The organism is Scytonema hofmannii PCC 7110, assembly GCF_000346485.2.
GTDB classification, from domain to species: Bacteria; Cyanobacteriota; Cyanobacteriia; order Cyanobacteriales; family Nostocaceae; genus Scytonema; species Scytonema hofmannii.
Window position 1 is genome coordinate 6880348 of sequence record NZ_KQ976354.1, and the last position, 22298, is coordinate 6902645.

Here is a 22298-nt window from a genome sequence, read left to right on the forward strand (position 1 = left end):
ATAAGTAAAACTACCGCTTAAGGTTGTGCCATGTAAAGCTTTTTTTACAAATTCTCAAACAAACATACCTTTTCCGGTTTTTTCGGTCTTGTCTGTTCTTGCTGAAAATATTCTTCATCTTGCGAACTTTTGTCCGGTTTTCAACACCAACCGTAACTTGCAATTTTGAAGCCAAAAATTTTAAAGTTTACTTAGCTGGCTAAATTTACCAAAATAAGGAAGAAGAAAGAGGAAAGAGGGAAGAAGGTTGGGATTTTCGTTTATATCTCAAAGTCTAACTCTCTTTCTTCTGACAAATGGGTCAAAAGCCCCTCAATTTATTGATGGATTCATAAAGGTTTTTCACTCTGAAAATCCCCTCAATTTATTGATGGGGATACAACTTCCTTCTTCCTTCTTTCTCCTTACGAGCGTTAACTTTCCCTATGACTGAAAAACCAATGCAGGAAACCATTGGCTACCTGATGGTACAAGTTTCTAAGGTTCACCGCAACGAAGCTTGTAAAGTTTTGGGTGACATGGGGCTGTATGTCGGACAAGAAATTTTATTGATGCATTTATGGGAAAATGATGGGTTAATCCAATCCGATCTGGCTTTGAAGATGCAAGTGGAAGCCCCAACACTCACGAAAATGCTGAATCGTATGGAAAAAGTTGGTTTATTGCAACGACGCAGGGATGAAGAAGATGCACGTATTTGCCGGATTTACTTAACTGATGCGGGGAGATCGCTCCAAAAACCAGTCACTCAAGCTTGGAATCTTCTAGAAAAACGCATCTTAGCTAATTTAACACTAGAGGAGCAACTGCTGTTGCGCCGGTTGCTTTTGCAGGTTCACAACAACCTCAGCTAGGAGTTATTTTTTTGAAATTTTATTTAGTTGGCTAAGTATTCTGTCGCTCGTCATTTTAGTTATTAAATACCGAATTGCAAATTATCGAGGAGCTTGTATGGATCTGTTGACATTGAATAGTTTGCCAGAAGAATTACGCGATGCTGTAGTGCATCATGACTTATCAACAGGAGAAACTCTATTCCAACAAGGAGATCCAGCATCGTCTTTTTTTATTGTCGAAACGGGACGTATCAAACTTATGCGCTATACAAGCGATGATAAAGTCGTAACTTTCCAAGTTGCGGAACAAGGCAATAGCTTGGGTGAAATTGCTTTATTTTTTCAAACATACCCCTGCACTGCAGTCGCAGAAGTGGCTTCTCGAGCGATCGCGTATCCCAAAGAGCCTTTATTATCAGCAATATATGCAAATCCTGAGTTAGCAGAAGATTTCATGGCAATGCTAGTACAGAAAATCCAAGATTTGAAATTACGCATAGAATTGCGAGATATTCGAGCAGCCCACGAGAGATTGCTGCGTTACCTGCGTTATTTAGCACAGTCCGACGAACAAAACATTGTCAACGTCGATCGCCCCCTCAAAGAAATTGCAGCTGATTTAGGTTTGACACCAGAAACCCTATCACGAGCATTAGCTCGGTTGGAACGGGAAGGTAAAATCGCACGTACCCGCCTGCAAATTACACTTCAGCAATCGTCAGCAGCTTGATTTAAATCATTGCAATTGTTGTACCAAACCCTTTAATATGCCCAATGGTTTGAAAAATGATGAAATATAAAGGGTAAAAGCTAACATTTCATAGTTCATACAACAAAGCTGAATACTTCATACTTTAGTTGACTAGCTTAATCATGAGCAACAGCGAGCAATTAAAACAGGAAAAGACTTTACTCGTTGACTTTAAACAGGAAAGAGCAACCGAGCAAATCTTGTCTAACCCGCCTTTGATAACCAGTTATTATTCAGGATGGGATGGGATATATTTTGAGCATCATCATCAACCTAATAACGATACATTCGAGCATAGTCTGACAATGCACACCATCAGTGTTGCCTTGGGTAATCTATCAACAGAACGATGGTTTAATGGAAAAAGACAAAGTGAACATCAAACAAAAGGAACTATTGCCATTATTCCAGTTGATATACTCCACCGTTGTTTGTGGGAAGAAAAAATTCAATTTATGTTTGTGTCAGTTGACCCCTTACTTCTAAAAAGATTGGGGATGGAAGTTTCTGCATCAGAAGATATTGAATTAATTCCTCACTTTGCCACACAGCAAGATCCACTCATTCTCGGCATACTTTTATCTCTGAAAGACGAGCTAGAGTCAAAAATGAGTGGGGATAGTTTATACGTTGAGCAACTGAGAACAACGCTAGTTATTCATCTTATAAAGAAATATTGTGTCAAAAAAAATCAAGTAGTTAAATATACTGATGGATTGCCAAAATATAAGTTGCGTCAGGTTCTAGAGCACATTCACAGCCATCTGAATTCAGAGATCAAGTTAGCTGAGTTGGCAGGAGTAGCAGGTATCAGCCAGTACTACTTTTGTCAACTCTTCAAAAATTCTCTAGGTATAACTCCTTACCAATATGTACTTCAGCAGAGAGTGGAACAAGCAAAGCGGTTGTTAAGAAGTGGGAAAATGGCAATCTGTGATATTGCTCTGATATGCGGTTTTGCAAATCAAAGCCACCTGACCAAGCACTTTCGCAAAATAACAGGGATGACGCCTAAAGATTATCAGAAACAGTAGGGGGTAGGGGGGAATCAGATGCCCGACTTCTTTAAGAAGTCGGGCATCTTACACTCTGCTTATAAAATAAAAGCTTTGCCTATGACTAATGACCAATGGCACATGACCATTGAAAAAAAACACAGAAATTTCTTAATTTAGGGATACAAGCTACGTGTTCTTTCCCTTAATATAAATAATTTAAGGAAAAGGAGACCTGCCATGAGAATATTGCTGGTGGGGGACGATCAACCTTCAATGGTCATGCTTAAAAGGAAACTGCTTGCAGCTAACTACATCATTGATGCAGCAACTGGTGAGGAAACAGCACTGGCTTTGGTACAAGCATCGATGTATGACCTTCTCTTGATAGATATGCAGTTTTCTAAAGTAGATTGTGTCAGTTTATGTAGTCGATTGCGATCGCAAGACTGCATAACACCAATTCTACTACTTCTGGAAGAAGGTTCTACCACAGATAAGATTGCGGCTTTAGATGCAGGAGCAGATGATTATGTTCTCAAACCCTTGAACCTGCAAGAGTTAATGGCAAAGATTCGTGTTTTACTGCGTCGGAGTCAGGGAAACTCTAGCTATACTCTCGTGCTAACTTGGGGAGATTTACGACTTAACCTTAGTTCGTGTGAAGTCTTTTATCAAGAGGAACGTTTGAGCCTGACTCCAACTGAATATCGATTATTAGAACTTTTCTTGAGCAATCCCCAAAGAGTTTTTAGCCGTAGTGCTATTTTAGACCGTCTTTGGTCATTTGATAGCGCTCCTGCCGAAACTGCTGTGACAATGCATATTAAAGATCTGCGACGAAAGCTTAAGACTGCCGGAATTGCAGAAGAGGTGATTGAAACAGTTTATGGTTTGGGATATCGACTCAAAAGCTTAATTAACAAAAAATCTGTAACAAAAATTCCACAGAACTTAAATATAAAGGTTAGTTGTTAGTTGTTAGTGGTCACTGGTCACTGGTCACTGGTCACTGGTCACTGGTCACTGGTCACTGGTCACTGGTCACTGGTCACTCTTTTACTGACAATTCCCGACCACTGGACTTTTTTCTGGTGTTCTCGGCGGTAAGAAAAGAAATACTCTGGAGTTTGGTAAGTACAGTAAGGTGCGATCGCAATTTGTTCCACACTAATGCCTAACATTTCCATCTGTAAAGTATTGACTCGCCGCACATCCAATCGCACTCGCCCTGGTTCTGGATCTGGAAGTAGGGGAGATAGTGATATATCTTGCAGTGCATCTAGAATTGCTTTTTCATCATTATGTGGTATGAGGCTGGCTCCTACTTCTGCTGCCACATGCTCGGAGACTTGGTAAACTTCTCCAGCGATGGCAGGTCCCATGGCAATTCGTAAATTTTCTAATTTGCTCCCTTGTGCTTGCAATCGACTAATAGCTTGCGGTACTATCTTGAGCGCAGTCCCGCGCCAACCAGCATGAACCGCAGCAACCTGTCCTGTCTTCTCATCAGCAACCAGTACAGGCGTGCAATCTGCCGTAGCTACCCATATAGCTTGTAAGGGCGCAGTACTGATTAAACCGTCTCCCGATGCAAAAGCAGAATCGACTTCACCTTCATTTATTATGGATTTTGTCAACCAATCTTCGATTTCTTGTGGCGAGAAAATAGTGTTACCGTGTACCTGTTTTAAGCGGTAAACCGATGCTTCGGGATGCAATGCCTTTGTGATTTCAAAAGGGGAACTAGGTGAAAACTGCTTGGTAAAAAAGCCGTGATACCAAGGTTCCAATAAACTGCAGGTCAGGTATGGAAGTCCAGACCATGTGCGCCAGTGCCAAGCGTGCATTGTTAACTATACCTAGAAACAAATAGAAATCACTCAATCCATACTAACGCAAACTGGGACAGTGACCAGTGACCAGTGACCAGTGACCAGTGACCAATGACAAAAATAGATAAACAACAGCTAGAAACTGCTATTCAAGCAGGGCGCAAACACGTACACCTACCGTTTTCGCTACACCTTTTTGATACAGTATCTTCAACCAATCAGATCTTGTGGAATTTGCTGAGTCAAGGGGCTGAACCGGGATGCACGGTCATTGCTACACAGCAGACAGCAGGTAGAGGTCAATGGGGTCGGCAATGGATTTCTGATGATGGAGGATTGTATCTTTCATTGGCGATCGCACCCAAGCTAGATGTAACAAATGGTTACCAACTCACTTTGGCAACGGCTTGGGGAATTGCTAAACAATTGCAAGAAAGTGGTGTTCCCACTCAAATCAAATGGCCCAACGATTTAGTTTTAAAGCGTCGCAAGCTAGGTGGTATTCTAACGGAAACGAAAGTACAGCAAGGACGAATCGCGCAAGCCATCATTGGAGTTGGCATAAATTGGGCAAACCCAGTTCCGGAAACTGGAATCAACTTAAAAACTTGGCAGGCGTTGAATGATTCCAAATCAATTCCAACTCTTGAAATTCTCGCTGCTACTGTTCTCATTGGAATAGAATCTGGGATACAGTGTTTGTTGGCAGAAGGAGCCAATATATTAATATCGCGCTATTTAGAGTTACTGAGCAATATGGGCGATCGCGTATACCATAATGATATTGCAGGCACTGTAGTAGGCGTAACACAGCAGGGTGCTCTTCGGGTATGCACGGAAGCATGTGAATTTGTAACAGTACAATCACGAGAAATTTACTTCCAACCCGGTACAATCAGTTTGGGTTATGACGGCTAATGGTTGGTAGTTAGTAGTTAGTTGTTAGTGGTTAGTTGTTAGTTGTTCTACCCCTATCCCCTACTCCCTACTCCCTACTCCCTACTCCCTACTCCCTAACTCTTAAGCTCAATCACACGATTTCAAAGAACACATGACGCAGCGCAATAACTCTGCCTTTGATCGTTGGAATAAACCAGAAGAACGACCCTTGTCGAAAAAACGGTTTGCGTCCACGCTCCCCGCACAAAGCCTTAGTTTGCTGGGTAGTCTTGGTATATTAAGCAGTGGCGGTTTGGTTTTTGCCCAAACGGAATCCGCCGTGGATAATCTTGTTCCCACTGTTGAAACACAGCAAACAGCACCAAATCCAGTCCGAAGAAGTACATCCGGACAAAATTCAAGTGCGCCTGCACCAGAAACATATCGAGAGCAACCGGAATTTTCTCAACGTAGAGCGAGACTGAAACAAAGATTATCTCGGTCAAAGTCTTCTAACCCTACAGTTGTTATCAGACAATCCAGACCTCAAGAAGTTTCCAAACCTGGCATCTCTGTGAGAAAGTTAAGACCAGAAGTAGAGATTTCTGTACCTACAGCAACTGCTAGAAAACTTAGAACAAGGTTAAGAACTCCAAGGATTGCTCCTGCTATTACTAGAGAAGAAAAGCTTCAAGTAGAAACTTCGCGGTCAAGGGTATCTGTTGCTGGAGACGAAAAACCCCAACAAGAGGGTTCCCAGCAAAGTTATTCCTCTGCGCCCGGAGTTCAATCTACTGATAAGGACTACAACAACACTTATATTGACCCCACCAATTACAGCGCTGATACTACAGAAAGATACGAAGCACCAAATTCTGTGGTGATAACGGAACGTTCTGCTGATAGAGCGTCTGTTGCTAATGCTTCAAAAGAGCGGACTTCAACACCAAGTTGGCTTAGAAGAAGTCAACGGGCAACTCTAGCAACCGTGCCTCCCCTTCAGCGTAGTACAACTAGGGCAAACCGCTCTTTTGTACGCAACACTCCCAGAGTCACTTCTGGCATAGTGAGCAATAATTTTTTACGTAATTCTTCTAGAATAGCTTCTGCTAGTGTGCCGCAAAGCACTATTCGACGCCATCGTTTTATACCTAACGATTTTACTCCTAGCACAACAGTCAGTTCTACTCCTATTGCCCCACATGGTGGCACTTTGCTTCCGCCTGTGACCGCAGAAAATATCGCACCTCGCGAAAGCACGGTGGTTTATGACATTCCACTAGCAATAACATTGCCACAAATTGCTTACAGTGGAGTTTATGCTGGTCGGGTTCCCTATAACGGTTCGGGATTGATGTTCCCTCTTTCTATCCCCGCCCCAATTACTTCTCTGTTTGGTTGGCGAACTCACCCCATTACAGGGGATCGCCGTTTTCACGCAGGTACAGACCTAGGTGCAGCAATGGGAACACCTGTTGTGGCAGCACAATCTGGTTTGGTAGAGATTGCTGACTACATGGGTGGTTATGGTTTAACAGTTGTACTCAACCACAGCAACGCCCAACAAACTTTGTATGGTCATATGTCACAACTTCTTGTTCAACCCGGTCAACGTGTGGAACAGGGAACTGTGATTGGACGAGTTGGCAGTACTGGTAACTCTACAGGTCCTCACTTGCATTTTGAGGTGCGTCAACTGACACCTCAAGGATGGGTAGCAACCAACCCAGGTGCTCAATTAGAGTATGCCCTCGGTCAATTGGTTCAATCTTTACAGACAGCTCAAGTTACCAGGCAACCTGGTAGCTGAAGGAAGAAGGGAGTGGGGAGTAGAGAGTAGGGAAAACAACTCACCATTCCCTATTCCCCATTCCCTATTCCCTACTCACAAATACCCATGTTCTGTTAGGAAGGAGGGTGTGATGCCATCAAACTCGTTGTTTGTCGTTGGTTTTGGGTCTTGATTGCCAACGGAAAGAAATTTTTCGACGTATTTGCCTAAAATATCCCCTTCTAAATTTACCCAACTGCCTGGGTTTAAATATTGAAAATTGGTTTCGGCGTAGGTTACGGGAATGACGGCGACTTTGAATTGCATTGTTTCTGGTTGATAATCGGCAACAGTGAGACTAATGCCATTCACTGCTATGCTGCCTTTGGGAACAATATAGCGGGCGATCTCTTTTGGTGCATTTAACGTCATTTCCCAAGAGGTTGCTGTTTGTTCGACAGATAATAGTTGACCCATTCCGTCTACGTGTCCCATCACAAAATGACCGCCTACCTTGCTTCCCACTCGTAATGATGCTTCTAAGTTGACGTACCTCTGTTGTGTTTGCTCTTGTCCTAAGGTGGTGCGGCGTAGGGTTTCTGGTGAAGCAGTAGCAATAAATCCATCTTTTAGAATTTTTTCTACCGTTAGGCAGATGCCGTCTACTGCAATACTGTCACCAAGCGCTAAATCTTGCATAATGGCATTAGATAAGTGTGTGACACAAGTAATCTGCCAAGAATGCTCCCCTATGGGTTTTATTGTTCCTAATGACTGGATTAATCCTGTAAACACGGCGGTTTTGCTAAATTAACTCTATTTAAGGTAAGTTTTTGGCTGAAATCATCTGGTAATTCTCACACAAATTAAGAACTAATGTGTATAATTTCAAACAAAAATTTATGTCAAGTTATCAATACCTTGGTATTCATCACAAGGCATACTTGGGAAAGTAGATTATAGTCGATCTAGACCTAGTCGTCTTACTCTGGTATTCACACTCATTTAGGAGTTTAATAGAAGCAATTATAGAGAATAAACTGTTATGTTTAAACTTGTCCCATTATTGCCCAACCAAAAGTACGATTTGTTACATAGCTCTCTCACACGCAAAGGATTTTAGAGGCTTAGCCAATGATTGAGATGAAAGTCGCTGGCATAGCATTAGATGCCATAACACGCAGCCCAATTGTACTTCTGAAGGATTCTTCAGATCGCCGCGCACTACCAATTTATATTGGTCAGGAGCAAGCAAGAGCAATTATGGGCGCACTGGAGAATCAAAAGCCTCCAAGACCCTTAACCCATGACCTCATTGTGAACCTTTTAGAGACATGGAATATGACTTTAGATCGCGTTATTATCCATTCGTTGCAAAAAGACACATTCTATGCAGCTCTCATTCTCAAGCAAGGTGAGGTGAAAAAGGAAATTGACGCACGTCCAAGTGATGCGATCGCGATCGCTTTACGTACAAACACTCCGATTTGGGTTATGGAAGAAGTCATAGCTGATGCTTCCATCCCTGTAGATAGAGATGCTGATGAAGCCGAACAACAAGCGTTTCGAGAATTTGTCTCCAATCTTCGACCGGAGGATCTGATTAAACGTTTTGGTGATGGCGGAAGCTAGCAATTTTGGATTTTGGATTTTGGATTTTGGATTGAGGTAGCCTGGAGCGGGTGGAATCTCACCCAACTATCTGTCACATTCTTTTTTCAAATTGATACTACAATATCCTGTCTAAAAATCTAAAATCCAATTATTTTGATGAAATACCGACGCTTTGGAAAAACCAATCTCTGCTTGTCTGTCTTTTCTTTAGGGACAATGCGTTACCTGTCTCCGCCTGAAAATGCATGGCAAACTGTCCAAAAAGCTATAGCACTGGGGATCAATCATTTAGAAACTGCCAGAGGTTACGGTAAGAGTGAAGAATACCTGGGGGGTGCGATTACTCTTGGTTTGCCAGTTTCTCGTTCTCAGGTGTATATTACTACAAAAATCCCACCTACTGCAGATGCCGATACAATGCGTCGGTGTATTGATGAATCTTTAGACAAATTAAATATTGACTATCTCGACTGTCTAGCAATTCATGGATTGAACACTTGGGAACATCTCGACTGGGTAAAAACCAAGGGTGGCTGCATGAAGGCAGTGGAGGAAGCGAGGGAAGATGGTAGAGTGCGACACATTGGTTTTTCCACTCACGCACCTTTGGAAATTCTTTTAGATGCAATCAATACAGATTTTTTCGATTTTGTCAATCTGCATTATTACTATTTTTTCCAACGCCATGCTCTAGCCATTGAGAAAGCGTATGAAAAAGACATGGGAATATTCATCATTTCCCCGGTTGATAAGGGAGGACGCTTATATACGCCACCTCAAACCTTAAAAGATTTGTGTCATCCCTTTTCGCCGTTGGAGTTGAACTACAGATTTTTGCTAAGCGACACCCGAATTACCACCCTCAGCGTCGGTCCTGCAAACCCAAACGAATTAGAGGAACCGTTGCTATTTAGCGATCGCGACGAACCGCTAACACAAGAAGAAATAGATACTTTTCAACGCTTAGAAGAGTACCAAAAATCTGTTTTAGGGACAGATAGATGCAGCCAATGCTATGAGTGCTTGCCTTGCCCTGAGAGAATCAATATACCAGAAGCGCTTCGGTTACGCAATCTCGCCACAGCATTTGATATGACAGATTTCGGGCAATACCGCTATCGAATGTTTGAAAATGCCGGTCATTGGTTTCCTGGAATGAAAGCCAATCGCTGTACGGAATGTGGTGAGTGTTTGCCCAGGTGTCCAGAAAATTTAGATATTCCTGCTTTGTTAAAAGATACTCATAATAAACTAAATGGAGCTTCTAGTCGTCGATTGTGGGAGTAGAGAGTTTGTCAGAAGATATCTCAGATGTCTAAGGTTATCTGGATTAAAAGTATCAGGACTCTCTTTAATAATTTTAAAAATACAATATCTCTTGTGGTGCGGGCTTCTAGCCCGCCACAGATATCAGATTATCACAGCAGTTTATCAAGCGTAATCGGCAACTCTCTAATGCGTTTGCCTGTCGCGTTGTAAATCGCATTGGCAATTGCCGCCGCCACGCCCGTGATGCCAATTTCGCCGATGCCATGCGCGCCTGATGGAGCGTGTTCGTCGGGAATGTTGTTGTAAATAATTTCGATATGCGGCACGTCCAGATTAACCGGAACGTGATATTCGGCGAGTGAGGCGTTCATGATTCGCCCCTTTCGCTCGTCAAATAATGTTTCTTCGGTTAGTGCCATGCCAATGCCCATAATAATCCCACCACGAAACTGACTGGTCGCAGTCTTCGGATTCAGAATTTTTCCGCAGTCGAATGACCCTAGCCAGCGTGAAACACGGACTTCGCCAGTTTCTTCGTTGACACGGACTTCGCAGAACTGTGCGCCGTATGAACCCATCGAATATTTTTGCATCTCCGAAGGCTGGCTCGATGTCGCTTCCGCTTCGACATAATCCTGCCCAACCCTTTTCAAAATTGATGCGTAAGTTTCGCCTTTTGACGAGTTTTCCTTGCTGAAAACCCCACCGTCGCGTGCCTCAATCTCTTCATATTTTAGACCCGCAAGTGGCGAATCGTCTCCGGCGATCGCGAGCAGTTCGCGCAAAGCTTTTTCAATCGTCGCTGCAATCGCCGCGAAGTTACTAGCAGTTTGATTCGAGCCACCAGCCAACGGTGCCTGTGGCAAATTTGAATCGCCGTATTCAAACGAAACTCGCTCGATTGGCAACCCTAATCTCTCTGCCGCATGTTGAATCTGCACCGTTGCCGTTCCCATGCCCATCTCCTGCGCCGAGGTTTGAACCACTGCCGTGCCGTCAGCAAAAATTCGGACGCGAGCGGTCGAAACGAAACGGTAATACGGATAATAAGCCGTCGCCACACCCTGCCCAACGAGCCATTTACCATCCTTTTGAGATCGCGGTGCTTGATGTTGCCAGCCGAATTTCTCCGCCCCACGCTGGTAAGCCAAGGTTAAATTACGCATCGAAAATGCGACATCTCTCACCGGGTCTTTCGTTGGCTCGTTGATGCGCCGGAGTTCTATCGGATCGATTTTTAGTTCATAAGCCAGTTCGTCAATCGCCGACTCTAACGCGAAGGTGCCGATTGATTCACCCGGCGCACGCATAAAAGTGTTCGCGACCGTATCGAGATTGACGACTTTCTGTCCGATGTAAAAATTTTCCGCAGCATAAAGATGTCGCACCGGAAAAGTGAACTGTTCGGGAAAATTGTTGTGCCTCGTTGCGGCGGTAATGCCACTATGAATGAGGGCAGTGAATTTTCCGTCTTTACCAGCGCCGAGTGCAACGCGCTGTTCCGAGGGTGTGCGCCCGCCGACAATACGAAAAATGCCTTGGCGTGACACAGATAGTTTTACAGGACAGTTGACAACTTTCGCCGCCATCGCGCAAAGTGCCGTATTCCACCACATCGTGCCTTTGCTGCCGAATCCGCCGCCAACAAACGGCGAGATGACCCGAACAGCTTCGGGTTGAATGCCGAATATCACAGCAAGCGTATAGCTTAAGTTGTGAATGCATTGCGTACTGTCGAAAACAGTTAAACTTTCATTATCGTGCCAGACAGCAACCGTCGCGTGCGGCTCGATCGCATTGTGGTTATAGCGCGGCGTGCGATAAAGATTGTCAACCTTAAATTCTGCTGCATCCAATGCGTTTTCGGCGTCACCGATTTTGATTTCAGGCGGCTCGCCAAGAATATTCTCAGGCGGTTTGGCAATCTTTTTCAAAGCGTCAAAAGAAACTTCCGCCTCTGCCGTTTCATATTCGACTTTAACAAGTGTGGCGGCTTCTTCCGCCCGATCCTGCGTTTCGGCGACGATGACAGCGATTGGCTGACCGTTCCAATGCACATCTGCTTCCTGTAATATTGGCAAATCGCTTGCCGCCGCACCATTGCCACTCAATCCGAACGTCGGCGGATTTTTTAGTTTCGGGGCGTTTTCGTGGGTGACGATCGCTAAAACACCGTTCGCTTTTTCGGCTCTCGATACGTCGATTTTCGTAATTTTTCCCTTGGTAACCGAACTGTAAACGAGGGCGGCATAAGCCGTATTTTCAACTTTATACTCTGCCGTGAAAGGAGCTTCACCTTTGACTTTCAATTGCCCATCAACACGGCTCAAAGGTGTTCCGAGATAACCGCGCCGGTGAGATAGCGCATTGGGTTCTTTGTCGGGTGCATACTGCATGACGGTTTCCATAATTTTCTGCGTGTTGCTCATCAGTTTGTTTCTCCTTGTTCCGCCAGTTCCTTCAGCACGCCAATAATCACCCGTTTCGCTAATTCGATTTTGAAACTATTGTTGGCAAATCCCCTCGCGTTTTCTAATTCTGCTTCTGCCCCACGCCAGAAATTCTCTTCGGTTGCAGGTAAACCCAGCAAAACCTCTTCGGCTGCAAACGCCCGCCAAGGTTTATGCGCCACCCCGCCAAGCGCGATTCGCACGTTTTTAATTTGGTTATTTTTGATTTCCAAAGCAGCCGCCACGCTGACCAATGCAAAGGCGTAACTCGCTCGATCTCGCACTTTTTGATACAGCGAATTTTTGGCAAAATCGTTTCGCGGAATTTCTATCGCCGTAATCAATTCGCCGTCTTGCAACTCGGTTTCAATGTGCGGCGTGTTTTCGGGAAGATGGTGAAAATCATTGAACGCGATTTCGCGGCTGCCATTTGCGCCTTGAACCAAAACTCGTGCATCAAGGGCAGCGAGCGCCACGCACATATCCGACGGATGCGTAGCAATGCAGGCATCGGACGTGCCCAAAATCGCGTGAATTCGATTGAAACCGTCGATCGCATCGCAGCCAGCGCCGATTTCGCGTTTGTTGCATCGCGCCGTGTCGTCATAAAAATAATAACAGCGCGTTCTCTGCAACAGATTGCCACCGACGGTCGCCATATTTCTGATTTGTCCCGACGCGCCATAGAGAATGGCTTGGGAAAGAACGGGAAATTTCTCGCGGATCGATTCGTGATTGGCAAGCGCAGTGTTTTTCACCGCCGCGCCGATTCTGATTGCGCCGTCGGCAGTTTCTTCGATGTTAGCGGGCAGATGCGTCACATCCACCAAGGCGTCTAATCGCTCAATGTTTTCGCGCATCAAGTCAACCAGATTCGTTCCGCCGCCCAAAAATTTCGCGCCTGCGTTTTGTCCGATTAAATTTATCGCTGCGTCTACGCTTTTGGCTTTCTGATAAATAAAATTTTTCATCGTGCCGCCTCACGATCAAATGCGGTGTGAATCGCTTCCGTAATGCCGACATAAGCACCGCAGCGACATAAATTTCCGCTCATCCGTTCTCTGATTTCTTCATCGGAAAATTCATATTCTCCATTCATACTAGGCGAAACCGCGCTCGGCAGATTTTGCTGAAATTCTCTGAGCATTCCGATCGCAGAACAAATCTGTCCGGGGGTGCAGTAGCCGCACTGAAACCCGTCGTGTTCGACGAACGCAGCTTGTAGGGGATGCAGTTCCCCCTCATTTGCCAAGCCTTCGATCGTCGTGATTTCCACACCTTCGTACTGAACGGCAAGTGCCAAACACGAATTGATGCGTTCGCCGTCAACCAGCACGGTACAGGCACCGCACGCCCCCTGATTGCACCCTTTCTTAGTTCCCGTGAGTCCAGCAAACTCGCGCAAAGCGTCGAGCAAAGAAACACGCGGCTCGATTTGTAAATCGTAAGCCGCTTCATTAATTTTTAAGTTGACCGCTATCTTGCTTGGCGGCAAATTTGCCATGCCAACAGCGTTTTTGTCAACAGATTTTTGATTCATAATTATTTCCCTTCAATCGTGTTGTCAACGGCGATCGCCCTTGGCGCAAGCCGTACCCGGCTTATCGCACCGTCGTTGCTTAGGTGAACTGACATGAACCCAAAGTTATAGAAAACTGCACGACGATCTTTATCATTTTTTACATAATATCTATAATCTTTTTGCCCTGCGGAATTTTAGTAAATTCTTGCGCGATTTCCATCCCGTATCCTTTTTTTGGGAGTCACGGCTACTAGGAGAACGATCGCATTAAAATAAGAACATAAAATTGCAACAAGGTCACGTCCATGACAGTTCGACAACCTAGCTACAGCAAAGAAGAGTTCGCTCGACGTGGTGATGAAATCTATGAATCTCAAGTACGCCAGCAAGTCGAGGAAGGTAATCATGGCAAGATCGTAGCAATCGACATAGAAACTGGAGCCTTTGAAGTCGATGCTAGTGAAATCGCAGCTTGTGAACGTCTTGAAGCCCGTTATCCAGATGCTCAAATTTGGATTGTTCGCATTGGCTCTCGTTATGTTCGTCGATTTGGTGGACGGACTCGGAGACTTACATGATTACCGGAGTTGTCAATGCAGATTTTGAACCCATTATTCCACTGTCAATTCGCCGCTCTGATGGCAAAATTTTCATACAAGATGCGATCGTAGATACAGGATTTAATGGTTGGCTTTCATTGCCTCAGATGGCAGGCGAGCAACAGTTATACATATTGTATTTTCAGGAACCTGGCAAAGCAGAGGCAGAATTAGAAGCCGACGTTCGTAAATCTCTTCGCATGATACTTTATTCTGCATCTGGAGACGCACCTCCCGAAAAAAGGTGGCGCTTTCTATTCGACAAATCAGAAAAACTTCTGGACAGTGTAGCCGAACCAGAGCAACTTCCGAGTTGGTTGAGCGAGCAAGACCTTGATTTTCTGACTCAGGAGTTTGAGCGAACCGGATTTCGAGGTGGGTTGGCTCGATATCGAAACCTGGACAAGGATTGGGAGCTCACGACCTTTTTGAGTGGTGCAAAGCTCCAACAACCTGCTTTGTTTATTGGGGGAGAGTTTGATACAGCCGTGATGTTAAATCGAGATATCATCAACCAGCTAGAAGAAATAGTGCCAAACTTGAAAAAAAAGGTATTGCTGCCAAATACCGGACATTGGATTCAGCAGGAACGCCCTACAGAGGTCAATCAATTGCTCATTGAGTTTTTGATGCAAGTAGCATAACTAGCATTGAATATATTTACTCATGTTAGATTTTTCCGTACCCAGTGTTCGACCCCCAAGACCTCAATGCCTCACTGGGCATTGAACGTCTTGTCCATCTCCCACGAAACTCCTCTACCCAATGTCCCTCCAGTAACTAAAGCTACTTTACCCTGAAGTATCATGTTTCTCCTTCTCGTTTAATTGGAATACCGATTAATTTGTCTGTTGAAGGAAGTCCAGCAACACTGGATTAACCAGATCCGCGTGAGTCCAGTTGATGGCGTGCGGTCCGCCAGGGATTATTACAAGTTGGCTGTTTTTAATGAGCTTTGGTAGTCTTGCTGCGGTTGACTGTAATGGTAGAATGCGATCGGCATCACCATGAACGATCAAAGTTGGCACGTCAATACGTGGTAAATCATTCCGAAAGTCAGTGAGCCATGATGGTACACAATCGAGAGTTCCCTTGGCAGAAGCTCCTGCTGCAACATTCCAACTCATCTGGATGGCATCATTACTGATGCGGTCGCCAAGCAGCATATCGACGTTAAAGAAGTCTCTAAAAAATGCAGAAAAATAAGCTGGACGGTCTTCAACGATTGCTTTCATAATGCCATCAAAGACGCTTTTGTCAACGCCTTCCGGATTGTCATCTGTCTTTAGTAGGAAAGGAGGCACTGGAGCCATCAGCACTGCTTTACTCACACGCTCTGAGCCATATTCGCCGAGATAGCGCGTCACTTCACCCGTTCCCATTGAGAAGCCGACTAGCACGACATCACGCAGATCGAGTTTGGTCATGAGTGTATTTAGATCTGCTGCAAAAGTGTCGTAGTCATAGCCAAACGATGGTTGGCTCGAAGCACCAAATCCTCGGCGATCGTAAGTAATGACTCGATATCCCTCGTTCAACAGAGCTAATACCTGCTTTTCCCAAGAATGACCATTCAGAGGAAATCCGTGAATGAGTACGACAGGTTGACCCGCCCCAAGATCTTCGTAATAGATATCGATGTTTGCAGAGTTTTCTTGACCAACAGTGATGTAAGGCATTTAGATCTCCTATAAATTTAACTTTACTACTAAACTACAACGATTGAGTTCAATTCGGGTTGTTGTTAGCGATTTGGCATCGCTAGATTTTCTGTAATTAGCGCCCAATTAATAAACACTGCTGCCATCGTTCCCTCTGCCACAACGGTGGTAATTGATGAAAAAAGACTCACCGTATCTCCTGCCGCGTACACACCAGGAACAGACGTTTGTTCGTGGCTCACTTGGACTGCACCACTATCAACAACGTTACACCCCAACAAACTCCAACCCAATGTAGCCACTACCAAGAACAATCAGATGTTCGGGCAGCTGTTCTAGCTCCATAATCGACTCACTCGTCAGAAACCCAGTTTCTTTGAGTCCCGGTACTGATGGAATCAACGGTCGCGTGCCTGTATTGATAAAGAATCGTTCTTAAGTATTTTTTCCTTGCTACAAGCGTTAATAAGACAAGAAAATACATCGTCTACTAGTGTTTCGATTCTTTTTTGACTAATTGAAGGTTTAGAAAAGTAAAAGTTTAAAATCATTGTTCCTTGAAATGTTGTAACAGCAGCACTAAAGATACCACCAAAAACCGCTTGTGCTGGAACAAAACTGATTTGTTCAAACATTGAACTTCTTTAATCGCGCCAACGATAATCCACAGGCACCCAGCTATAACCCTGCTTTTCTGCGCGGATGTGACCCACTCCTGGAAAGGGCAAATGTGCAGTAGCGACTAGGCGGCGTGATTTTTCTGCACGAGCAAACTGTTTCTCCCGTTGCTCTGCTGCGGCATTGGGATTGACATCATAGACAACTGCAATCTTAGGATTCGGAAATTGAATCGAGGCAAAGTGAACAATATCGCCACAAAATTCAATGCTCTCGCCCCCGCTTTCAACTAAATAAAAGCTGTGTCCGGGTGTGTGTCCGGGCGTAGGAAGCGCGATGATTCCTGCTAAGATAACTGTTTCTCCAGAAAACGATTTAAGCTTGCCTGCATCAAGGTAGGGTTTGACTGTTTTGACTGCTTCATCAAAATATTTGCGATCGAGACGCAATCGCTCTGCATTCGCGGCATTCGCGGGATCGAGCCAGAAATCGACATCAGGCTTGCCAACGTAAACTGTGGCAGTAGGAAACATCAGTCGTCCATTTTCGACCAGACCGCCGCTATGATCGGCATGAATATGAGTAAGGAGAATCATGTCGATCTCATTTGGTGTATAACCCGATGCTTTCAAGGAAGCTTGCAGCTTGCCACCTAGCTTTGGTCCAAACAATTGTCCTACCCCAGTATCCACCAATACCTGTTTATCTCCGGTATCGATAAGAAACGCATTGATTGAGGCTTCAATAGGGTTCGTGCGGAAGTTTCTATGGAGGAGACGCTCAATCTCTGCCGAGTTCGCATTAGTCAGAACCTTATTAAGATCTTGTGGTACTGTACCATCGCTAAGTGCTGTAATCGTAAATTCGCCTAACCTAAAAGAGTAGAAACCTGGTACTTGAGCTTTTGCAGTTTTATCTGCAGCCATCCCCGAAGAAATATACGAGGTTGTAATAATCAGTACTGTGGTTATTACAGCTAAAATTGTTCTAAAAAACATGACAGATGTATCCTATAATCTCTAGATTTATAAAGTAAACATGAGTAAGTTGGGATGAGGAACGAAACACAACATTTAACCGAATTATTGGGCGTCATTCGATCAAATTATTGTGTGTTATTTCGTTCTACCAACCTACACAATACATTTGGCAATTTAAGATTTACTTTATAAATTAGCTCTGATAACAAAGTCGAAACAAAGAGATAGGAAACCATAGTTGTTTATTCTTCATATCCTATTTATCTGAAGTGTAATGAGTTTCAATACTCGATTTCTTTCAGATTCTTACAACGATTTATCAGATTCTTATGGTGAAGCGCGAACCTGCTTTGGTGTCATTCCAGTGAGGCGCTTAAACTGTTGCGTCAAATGACTTTGGCTAGAGAAGCCCACTTGTAAGGCAATATCCGAAATTGACAAATCCGTTTTCGACAGCAGCATTTTTGCCTGTTTTACCCGTTGTTGAATCACATACGGGTGCGGAGAAATACCTATAGCACGTTTGAATAAACTGGCAAAATAAGTGGGGCTAATATTTATGACTTCTGCAATTTGTACCAGTGATAAATTTCGGTCAAGGTGGTCATGACTTAATGAAGTTAGCCAGCTTCAAGCGTCGGAGAAGGAACATGGCTGCTCACGACAGTGCAAAACCGTAATCCATTTACAAGCCTTTAAGCTGTGTTGAGGCAAACTATAACCCGATAGGGAGTGCTCAAACGAGCAACTTAATCTAGGATTTGGTTAATTTCCAAATTCTAGATTATTTAAACTTTTCACACACAGTTTTACTACGATTGACCAAGATTTACTACGTTTTAGTGCTATTTGATAACATGACTAACAAGTCTTCAAATTGGTCATTGGTTATTCCCAGTATTTGTTTTGCACGGTGTGGATATTGTTGAATATAATGAAGTGGATTTTTCATTTTGGTAGACGGTTAAAATTCCGTTCTACCATTTTTTTGGCACTCTGATAATATTTCGGACGAGTCTATTGCGGCAGTGGGTACTACCAAATGTGCGCCAATCGATGCCGTATTGATAATCTGTCCGCCGCCTTGTGCTTCCACGATCGGTAACCGGATATTATATCATGCCAACGTTTCATTGATCGCCGTCATCAATAACTCATCTAGAGGAATTCCCCCTACTTTCGCCATACAGGGAATCACACTTTTGGGGGAAAAAGAACAATACAAACCGGCTTCTAAGAACCAAGGTTGTCCCTTTGGGTCGATCCGGAAGTCAAATAAACTGTAGTGGCGACAGCCCAAAGCCTTATGACACTCCTTAGCCACTTGCTGAACCTTTCGGGTGATCGGGTCGTTAGGATCTACAATCCAAGCCTTGATATTATCTTTAGCGGTCAAACGCAAGTTGCCATCGTCCGTTTGTTGGAGTTTATCAGCATAGTTGCGGATGGGTTTGGAGTGGGGGTCTACCAGATACTCTTCAAGAGGTAAACCGACTAGCTCCCCATCTTTGACAATGATGCCGCATCTGACTTCTCGACCGAGTTCAATGAATGCTTCTACGATCGCCTCATCCGCATATTCAAATGCTTTCTTCAGGGCAGCGTCATAGTCAGTAGCCTCTTTGACTAAGGACACCCCTAAAGAGTTGTCAGAACTTGCGGGTTTGACGACTGTTGGAGGTGTAATTGTCGGAACGTCTCCTTGGCGGAGTACTTCTCCACGTGGCACTTTGACCCCTGCTGCTTCGACAATTGCTTTGGCTCTGGCTTTGTGGGCCGCTATTGCCGTAACATCCGGAGTATTGCCTATATAAAGGATCTTGAGCAGGTCGAATAGTGCCCGGTAGTGAGTCATTCCAGGAATACAAAACATTTGTGGCAACATGAGGTCAATGTTTTGTGCTGTTATAAACTGTATAGCATCAAACAGAGGAATCGGTTTGGCGACAGCAATATCTTCTCGACTGAGGGAGTGAGGAAATCGCCACTGGCGATCGGGTGTGATGTATGCAATCTGAAAGTCATAGCGCGATGGATCTGCAGTTGCTGCCAGACAGTCTTGGGCGTAAAGGCGTGACAAATCACAGTAAAAATCATTGTCTGCAGATCCAACTAAATGAAGAATACGAAGTACTGGCATGATTCATCTCCTTATATTAATTATTATTATTGTGCAGTTCAAACCTCTTCTCAAATTGTTTTTGGGGAATTATTTTTTTGGAGGTTTCTAAAGTGATTTTCTGGCTAAAATTCTGCTATATTATGTTGTCTTAAATGATACTGTCGCTTCTGCGAGGGTCATGGTTGGATCACCATCACGACGATCGCGAGGCGGAAATGAATCAAACTACATTACAAAATGTAAATCGGTCGGAAATCCTTACCAATGACATATGACCAATGACAAGGTGACTAGTTAACTTTAATTGTGTTGACTGACTTAATATTTATGTTTAATTTTAAAAAACTTTGTAAAGTTGTGGCAGATTTCAACTTGGTGAAGTACAGAAATACCCCACCTGCGCTATCGCGCACCCTCCTCTTGGTAAGGGGAGGGTTGGTTCGGAGTGTACCTCATTTTGATGCAAAGCTGTGTAAAATAATCATCGGTTTTGCTGTTTTTGTAATCATTGTATTTCTCAAGGCTTGCAGTGTAACTCCAGTCAATAAACCTATACCATTGTCAAATGAACCAGTCGCTTCATTAGATCGGCAGTTAGCTACTGATGCTTTTCAGGGAGGAATGGCAGAAATAGAACTTGGAAAACAGGCGTTACAGAGGTCTACAAATCCTAAAGTAAAAAAATTCGCGCAGCAGATGATCGAACAGCATACAAAGGCGCAAGAGAAACTTTTGCGATTATTAAATAAGAAGGAAATTGTACCTCCAAAAACAAGCGGGCTCAAGTATGAAACAGTCGGCGCGCATTTAATACAGCTTTCCGGGAGTCGTTTCGACGAGCTATATATGAAGGAGATGGGAGTGAACCGTCACCTTGAAGCTATAGCTACATTCCAGCGAGAAGTAACACTTGGAAAAGACCCCGATTTCAAAGCCTTTGCTAGTGAAGGGCTGCAAACAGCACGCAATCATTTTGAGATGGCTGGTACAGTAACAGGTTACAGTTTACTGGACAAGACAATAAATAAAGGATGAAGTCTGAAAAATTTCAAACTTCATCCTTAAAACTTGTAAATGCTCTAATTGTGATGGCGAAGACAGATTTTTCTTAATTAGCGAAACATACTACTTACAGAACTGTCTTCATGAATGCGCCAGATGGTTTCTCCCAGCAAGTTAGCTACTGACAGCATGACTAACTGAGGAAATCGATTTTTCTCTGGTACGGGAATCGTGTTTGTGATAATCACTTCCTCAAACAAACCACTTGATAAGCGCTCAACTGCAGGTGGTGAAAAGACGGCGTGAGTTGCACATGCATAAACTTGACGAGCTCCTTCTTCACGCAGGAGTTTTGCTCCTTCAGAGATAGTCCCCCCAGTGTCAATCATGTCATCTACTAACACTGCCGTTTTGCCTTTAACATCGCCGATAACGTTTAAAACTTCGGCCACGTTGTGAGCTTGACGGCGTTTATCTATAATTGCTAATGGGGCATCATTTAGCTTTTTAGCAAATGCTCTGGCTCGTGCTACACCACCAACGTCTGGGGAAACGACAACGAGATCTGGCAGTTGCTTGCTTGCTAAATAATCCAGCAGTACTGGTGAACCGTAAACGTGATCCAATGGAATATCGAAGTAGCCTTGAATCTGAGCTGAGTGCAGATCCATTGCTAAAATTCGGTTGGCACCTGCTTCTGTGATGAGATTGGCAACTAGCTTGGCAGTAATTGACTCTCTTCCTGCTGTTTTCCTGTCCGCACGGGCGTAGCCATAGTAGGGAATAACTGCAGTGACTTGCCGTGCAGATGCGCGACGACAAGCATCGATCATTATCAACAGTTCCATCAGATTGTCATTTACGGGATGACAACTGGGCTGGATGAGGTAAACATCACAGCCTCGAATGGATTCTTGAATTTGGATATAAAGTTCTCCATCCGCAAATCGTTTGCGAATCATTGGTCCCAAATCCATTCCCAGGTAACGGGCAACTTCTTGAGACAGTGGTACATTGGCAGAGCCAGAGAACAGCCGCAAGCGATTATTTTCAGTCACGCCTGTAGCAGTCGGCTGTACTTTTATGGCAGTAGAACTGAGCACAGCAGATCCTCGATGTGCATTCATGGCAATCCTATCATCAGAGATTTGAGAAATTTAACCGCAAATAGCCGGAAAAAATTATATGTGTGCTTTTTTGAAGCTTTCATAAAAATTTTCAACATACCTCAGTAAAACTACATATCTCTATTTCTCCAGCTTTTTTATAGACAAACAATTGATAGCTTAACTGACATTAAGTGTGTAAACCATACCTAGAGTTTAGTTTTTTCTTTTGACGAGCAAAATCTAAAGCGCAGAAGTCCACTACAGACACAATTCTTGCCTCTAACA

At 44.0% G+C, this 22298-nt stretch carries 23 protein-coding genes and 1 pseudogene; 11 read left to right on the forward strand and 13 right to left on the reverse strand.

The features are described from left to right. The first annotated feature begins 425 nt into the window (after nt 1–425). The 4 genes from WA1_RS28700 to WA1_RS28715 all read left to right on the forward strand — a co-directional run bounded on the left by WA1_RS28700 (nt 426) and on the right by WA1_RS28715 (nt 3560). A complete protein-coding gene (locus WA1_RS28700; RefSeq protein WP_017747157.1) occupies nt 426–854 on the forward strand; it encodes a MarR family winged helix-turn-helix transcriptional regulator in 429 nt (142 codons plus the stop codon). 97 nt (nt 855–951) lie between these two features. Beyond that, nucleotides 952–1566: a Crp/Fnr family transcriptional regulator gene (locus WA1_RS28705; protein WP_017747156.1), complete on the forward strand. Its 615-nt coding sequence runs from the start codon at nt 952–954 to the stop codon at nt 1564–1566. Nucleotides 1567–1709: 143 nt separating this feature from the next. Next, nucleotides 1710–2621, forward strand: a complete 912-nt coding sequence (locus WA1_RS28710; protein WP_017747155.1) for a helix-turn-helix domain-containing protein — start codon at nt 1710–1712, stop codon at nt 2619–2621. 201 nt (nt 2622–2822) lie between these two features. Continuing rightward, nucleotides 2823–3560, forward strand: a complete 738-nt coding sequence (locus tag WA1_RS28715; protein ID WP_017747154.1) for a response regulator transcription factor — start codon at nt 2823–2825, stop codon at nt 3558–3560. A 59-nt stretch (nt 3561–3619) separates the two neighbouring features. Here the strand turns inward: WA1_RS28715 and pgeF are convergent, their stop codons facing one another. Beyond that, nucleotides 3620–4432, reverse strand: a complete 813-nt coding sequence (gene pgeF / locus WA1_RS28720) for a peptidoglycan editing factor PgeF (protein WP_017747153.1) — start codon at nt 4430–4432, stop codon at nt 3620–3622. 96 nt (nt 4433–4528) lie between these two features. Here pgeF and WA1_RS28725 point away from each other — a divergent pair, with 96 nt between their 5' ends. Both WA1_RS28725 and WA1_RS28730 read left to right on the forward strand, forming a co-directional pair. Beyond that, nucleotides 4529–5335 (forward strand): biotin--[acetyl-CoA-carboxylase] ligase, encoded by an 807-nt coding sequence (locus WA1_RS28725; protein WP_017747152.1) that lies wholly within the window; start codon nt 4529–4531, stop codon nt 5333–5335. Between the two features lie 133 nt (nt 5336–5468). Then, nucleotides 5469–7106 carry a M23 family metallopeptidase gene (locus tag WA1_RS28730; RefSeq protein ID WP_017747151.1) on the forward strand — a complete coding sequence of 546 codons (1638 nt, stop codon included), beginning with the start codon at nt 5469–5471 and terminating at the stop codon, nt 7104–7106. A gap of 75 nt (nt 7107–7181) precedes the next feature. On the opposite strand, the gene WA1_RS28735 is transcribed toward WA1_RS28730, so the two are convergent. Continuing rightward, nucleotides 7182–7862: a riboflavin synthase gene (locus WA1_RS28735; RefSeq protein WP_017747150.1), complete on the reverse strand. Its 681-nt coding sequence runs from the start codon at nt 7860–7862 to the stop codon at nt 7182–7184. A gap of 339 nt (nt 7863–8201) precedes the next feature. Between WA1_RS28735 and WA1_RS28740 the strand changes: the two genes are divergently transcribed. Together WA1_RS28740 and WA1_RS28745 are read left to right on the forward strand one after the other, a co-directional pair. Continuing rightward, entirely contained in the window at nt 8202–8699 is a 498-nt protein-coding gene (locus tag WA1_RS28740; RefSeq protein WP_017747149.1) for a bifunctional nuclease family protein, read from the forward strand. 138 nt (nt 8700–8837) lie between these two features. Next, a complete protein-coding gene (locus WA1_RS28745; RefSeq protein WP_017747148.1) occupies nt 8838–9968 on the forward strand; it encodes an aldo/keto reductase in 1131 nt (376 codons plus the stop codon). Nucleotides 9969–10099: 131 nt separating this feature from the next. Here WA1_RS28745 and WA1_RS28750 read toward each other — a convergent pair whose 3' ends face one another. Genes WA1_RS28750 through WA1_RS28760 form a run of 3 tightly spaced genes read right to left on the reverse strand, consistent with a single transcriptional unit; the run spans nt 10100 to nt 13940 of the window. Further along, complete coding sequence (locus WA1_RS28750; protein ID WP_017747147.1) at nt 10100–12379, reverse strand: xanthine dehydrogenase family protein molybdopterin-binding subunit; 2280 nt, start codon at nt 12377–12379, stop codon at nt 10100–10102. After that, complete coding sequence (locus WA1_RS28755) at nt 12379–13371, reverse strand: FAD binding domain-containing protein (RefSeq protein ID WP_017747146.1); 993 nt, start codon at nt 13369–13371, stop codon at nt 12379–12381. Before WA1_RS28755 ends, WA1_RS28750 begins: the two co-directional genes overlap by 1 nt. Continuing rightward, nucleotides 13368–13940 carry a 2Fe-2S iron-sulfur cluster-binding protein gene (locus WA1_RS28760; protein ID WP_017747145.1) on the reverse strand — a complete coding sequence of 191 codons (573 nt, stop codon included), beginning with the start codon at nt 13938–13940 and terminating at the stop codon, nt 13368–13370. Before WA1_RS28760 ends, WA1_RS28755 begins: the two co-directional genes overlap by 4 nt. Before the next feature lie 287 nt (nt 13941–14227). On the opposite strand from WA1_RS28760, the gene WA1_RS28765 reads away from it, so the two are divergent. After that, on the forward strand, nt 14228–14500 hold the full coding sequence (locus tag WA1_RS28765; RefSeq protein WP_017747144.1) for a hypothetical protein: 273 nt from the start codon (nt 14228–14230) through the stop codon (nt 14498–14500). Further along, complete coding sequence (locus WA1_RS28770; RefSeq protein ID WP_017747143.1) at nt 14497–15165, forward strand: hypothetical protein; 669 nt, start codon at nt 14497–14499, stop codon at nt 15163–15165. Before WA1_RS28765 ends, WA1_RS28770 begins: the two co-directional genes overlap by 4 nt. Nucleotides 15166–15360: 195 nt before the next feature. Here the strand turns inward: WA1_RS28770 and WA1_RS28775 are convergent, their stop codons facing one another. The 7 genes and pseudogenes from WA1_RS28775 to WA1_RS28795 all read right to left on the reverse strand — a co-directional run bounded on the left by WA1_RS28775 (nt 15361) and on the right by WA1_RS28795 (nt 19920). Then, complete coding sequence (locus WA1_RS28775) at nt 15361–16200, reverse strand: alpha/beta fold hydrolase (protein WP_017747141.1); 840 nt, start codon at nt 16198–16200, stop codon at nt 15361–15363. 65 nt (nt 16201–16265) lie between these two features. Next, nucleotides 16266–16484, reverse strand: coding sequence for a hypothetical protein (locus WA1_RS28780; RefSeq protein WP_017747140.1), 219 nt, complete (start codon nt 16482–16484; stop codon nt 16266–16268). Further along, entirely contained in the window at nt 16450–16584 is a 135-nt protein-coding gene (locus WA1_RS55515) for a hypothetical protein (protein ID WP_272819249.1), read from the reverse strand. The genes WA1_RS28780 and WA1_RS55515 overlap by 35 nt, the downstream gene beginning before the upstream one ends. Further along, nucleotides 16581–16817 (reverse strand): hypothetical protein, encoded by a 237-nt coding sequence (locus tag WA1_RS28785; protein WP_017747139.1) that lies wholly within the window; start codon nt 16815–16817, stop codon nt 16581–16583. The genes WA1_RS55515 and WA1_RS28785 overlap by 4 nt, the downstream gene beginning before the upstream one ends. A 9-nt stretch (nt 16818–16826) precedes the next feature. Further along, nucleotides 16827–17798, reverse strand: a complete 972-nt coding sequence (locus tag WA1_RS28790; protein ID WP_017747138.1) for an MBL fold metallo-hydrolase — start codon at nt 17796–17798, stop codon at nt 16827–16829. 309 nt (nt 17799–18107) lie between these two features. After that, nucleotides 18108–18377, reverse strand: a pseudogene (locus WA1_RS53385) (helix-turn-helix transcriptional regulator); the annotation flags it as partial. Between the two features lie 520 nt (nt 18378–18897). Further along, complete coding sequence (locus WA1_RS28795) at nt 18898–19920, reverse strand: D-alanine--D-alanine ligase family protein (RefSeq protein ID WP_017747137.1); 1023 nt, start codon at nt 19918–19920, stop codon at nt 18898–18900. A 309-nt stretch (nt 19921–20229) separates the two neighbouring features. Between WA1_RS28795 and WA1_RS28800 the strand changes: the two genes are divergently transcribed. Next, nucleotides 20230–20937, forward strand: coding sequence for a DUF4142 domain-containing protein (locus tag WA1_RS28800; RefSeq protein WP_066613051.1), 708 nt, complete (start codon nt 20230–20232; stop codon nt 20935–20937). A gap of 77 nt (nt 20938–21014) precedes the next feature. Here WA1_RS28800 and WA1_RS28805 read toward each other — a convergent pair whose 3' ends face one another. Next, nucleotides 21015–22031, reverse strand: a complete 1017-nt coding sequence (locus WA1_RS28805; protein ID WP_017747135.1) for a ribose-phosphate pyrophosphokinase — start codon at nt 22029–22031, stop codon at nt 21015–21017. Between the last annotated feature and the right edge of the window lie 267 nt (nt 22032–22298).